Genomic DNA, 3,252 nt, shown 5'->3' with positions numbered 1-3,252 from the left:
ACGTAGAGATCGACCGGGAGCCAGTAGTCAACCGCGCGGCGATCGAATGGGCGCTGGTCTTCATGCGGCGACGCGAAGCGCAGGAAGTACCATGACGAGCAGGCGAAGGTGTCGAGCGTGTCGGTCTCGCGCTCGGCCGGGCCGCCGCATTTGGGGCAGGTCGTGTTGACAAAGTCCGGCACGTTGGCGAGCGGGGAGCGGCCGGTGCCTGGCGGCAGGTAGTCCTTCATCGGTGGAAGCAGCACAGGGAGTTGGTCTTCCGGCACCGGCACGATGCCGTCGGTCTTGCAGTACACGATTGGAATCGGGCATCCCCAGTAGCGCTGACGCGAGATCAGCCAATCGCGCATCCGGTGGTTGATGGTGGCGCGGCCGATTCCGTGTTGCTCGGCGTACTGGCATACGGCCGTGATTGCCTCAACCGTTTTTTTACCGTTCAGAAAACCAGAGTTGATTGCCACGCCGGGCTCCGGGTAAGCGCGATCGGCGGGCGGAGTGCTGCCGTCGGCGGGTGCGGTCACGCGCGGAATCGGCAAGCCGTACTTCGTCGCGAATTCGAAATCGCGCTGATCCTCGCCGGGCGCCGCCATGATTGCGCCGGTGCCGTAGCCCATCAGGACGTAGTCGGCGATCCAAATCGGGATGTCTTTATCGGTGAAGACGTTGTGCGCGTAGGCGCCGATGAAGACGCCGGATTTTTCCTTCGTCGTGGACATCCGCTCGATTTCGGTCTGTCGGCGCGCCTCGGCGACGTAGGCCTCGACCTTCGCGCGCTGCGCATCAGTAGTAATTTCGGCGACCAGCGGATGCTCGGGGGCGAGTACCATGAACGATACGCCGAAGACGGTGTCGGGACGCGTGGTGAAAAAGCGGACTTCCTTACCTGTGTGGCCGGCGACCGGGAAGGCGAGTTCCGCGCCTTCGCTGCGGCCGATCCAGTTGCGCTGCATCAGCTTGATCGGCTCGGGCCAGTCGATGCCGTCGAGATCGGCGAGCAATCGATCTGCGTACTCGGTGATCTTGATGTACCACTGTTCGAGATCTCTCTTGCTGACCGGATTGTCGGTATGCCGCCAGCAGCATCCGTTGATGACCTGCTCGTTGGCGAGCACTGTGCCGCACTTGTCGCACCACCATTGCGCGCCCTTCGCGCGGTAAGCGAGGCCGCGCTTGTGGAGCATCAGGAAGAACCACTGGGTCCACCTGTAATACTCGGGCGACGACGAATTGATTTCGCGCGACCAGTCGTAAGCGCATCCGGAGAGTTTCAGCTGGCGCTTGAAGTTGGCGGCGTAGCGCGGGACGGTCTCGGTCGGATGCAAGCCTTTCAGGACCGCCTCGTTTTCCGCGGGCAAGCCGAACGCGTCCCATCCCATCGGATGCAGCACGTTGAATCCCGCCATCCGCTTGTAGCGGCCGACGACGTCGCACGGCACGTAGTTGTGCAGATGGCCTACGCTGAGGCCGGCACCCGAAGGGTAGGGGAACATCTCGAGGATGTAAAATTTCGGGCGGCCGGGGTCCTCGCGCGTAAGGTAGAGATTGGTGCGGTCCCATTCGGCCTGCCACGCGGGTTCGATTTTTTTAGGGTCGTAGCGTTCGTCCATGCGGATGATCTCGGTCAGGCAAGTCTAGCGTGATGGGAGCGAGACAGGAAAGGTAATCACTTTATTTAATGTGAAACCCTCCGCGGGTTTCACTCTTCCGCGGCATGGGTGACCCCTGCACCCGGTGATAAGAGAAGATGCGGGACTTCGTCCCTGTTAGAACTTTTTTTGGCGGGCGAAGTCGCGGGCTTCGAGGATGTATAGGACGTGGGGGAGGTTGGCGTGCGTGATGTTGCTATCGTAGGTGAAGCCGCAATGCTCCATTACGGCGCGTGAGGCGCGGTTGCGGGGGAGGGTGAAGGCGACGATTCGAGCGGGGTGCATCGTGTCGAAGGCATGCTTCAGTGCTGCGCGGGAGATTTCGGTCGCGAATCCTTTGCCCCAATGGTCGGACGTGATTGCGTATGCCAGTTCGAGCTCGTCGCGGCGTTCGACGATTGCGTGTTTGATTCCGCCGTAGCCGACGAAATCGCGACCGGGCTGGCGCCAGGTCCATAGTCCGAAGTCGTGCGATTTCCAGTGGTCGGCGGCGCGCTCCAGAAAACTGCGGCTCTGCTCTTCGCTGAACGTCGCACCGTCGGCGGATAACGTCGCCATCACGCGCGGGTCGCTGTGCAAGCGACGGATATCGGCGAAGTCGCTGGCGGCGGCGGGGGCGCCGATGAGGCGAGGGGTGTTGAGTTGGTGCATACGAGGACACGCGCAGAGGCAGAATCTTGAATCGCGTGCGAAAAAAATCGCGCGCTGTATAAGGACCCTCACCTTAGTCCTCTCCCTTACAGGGAGAGGGGAAACCCCGCGGTTACTTTTTGCGCACGATTGTCAGGCCGTCGGCGATGCCCAGCATTACGGCTTCGACGCGCGTGTCCTTCGCAATGAAGTCGTTGAGCTTCCGTAGCGCCTGGGTGTCGGCATCTTGTTTCGCTTCGTCGGCTACCGCGCCGCTCCACAGTACGTTGTCGATCAGGATGAGGCCGCTCGGGCGCAGGCGTTTGAGGATTTCCTCGTAGTAGATCGCGTAGCTGGACTTGTCGGCGTCGATGAAAGCGAAGTCGAAGGTGTGCGAGGCCGGCAGCGCTTTGAGCGTGTCGGCGGCGGGGCCGAGCTTGAGCGTTATCTTGCTCGCGACGCCTGCGCGTTCCCAATAGCGGCGCCCGACGCTGGTCCATTGCTCGTTAACGTCGCAGCACAGAAGCTTGCCGTCGGAAGGCAATGCGCGGGCGACGCAAAGTGCGCTGTAGCCGGTGAACGTCCCGACCTCGACGGCTGAACGCGCGCCGCTCGCGGCGGCGAGGATTGCCATCAGGGTGCCTTGCTCGGCGGCGATCTGCATCCCGCTGATGGCGCCAAGCTTGGCAGTTTCGGCCGCCAATTCGGCGCGGATCGGATCGTCGTTGTGCCCGTGCGCGATCAGGTAGTCGTAGAGTTTGGGAGTGAGGGCGATATATTTTGCGTGTTCTGCCATCTGCCTAAAATGGCAGGAAGCGAGCGCGCAGAAAAGCACCTAACCCCTAACCCCTTTGCATTGTGGGAAGGGGAACCGGATTTTTGTAGCTAACAGCCGCGGGACAGAAGAGAGGTGGAATCTTGAATCGCGCGCGAAGCGCGCGCTGTGAAAGGACCCTCACCTTCATCCTCTCCCTTA

3 protein-coding genes are annotated in these 3,252 nt (G+C 61.6%); all 3 read right to left on the bottom strand.

Annotated features, from left to right (window positions below):
- Positions 1–1,607: leucine--tRNA ligase (leuS, locus tag VIW95_RS12315; RefSeq protein ID WP_331586877.1), on the bottom strand; the 1,607-nt coding region annotated here is incomplete at its 3' end.
- 156 nt (positions 1,608–1,763) lie between these two features.
- Positions 1,764–2,297, bottom strand: coding sequence for a GNAT family N-acetyltransferase (locus VIW95_RS12310; RefSeq protein ID WP_331586875.1), 534 nt, complete (start codon positions 2,295–2,297; stop codon positions 1,764–1,766).
- A 112-nt stretch (positions 2,298–2,409) separates the two neighbouring features.
- Positions 2,410–3,072, bottom strand: a complete 663-nt coding sequence (locus tag VIW95_RS12305) for an O-methyltransferase (RefSeq protein WP_331586873.1) — start codon at positions 3,070–3,072, stop codon at positions 2,410–2,412.
- Between the last annotated feature and the right edge of the window lie 180 nt (positions 3,073–3,252).

Source organism: Binatus sp. (SeqCode) (assembly GCF_036522015.1).
Classification (GTDB): domain Bacteria; phylum Desulfobacterota; class Binatia; order Binatales; family Binataceae; genus Binatus.
The sequence above is the reverse complement of the archived record's forward strand: the minus strand, read 5'-3'. Positions and strand labels throughout refer to the sequence as shown.

Excerpts from the sequence above, each read along its gene's own strand:
- VIW95_RS12310 (WP_331586875.1), bottom strand. The coding sequence starts at position 2,297 with ATGCACCAACTCAACACCCCTCGCCTCATCGGCGCCCCCGCCGCCGCC.
- VIW95_RS12305 (WP_331586873.1), bottom strand. The coding sequence starts at position 3,072 with ATGGCAGAACACGCAAAATATATCGCCCTCACTCCCAAACTCTACGAC.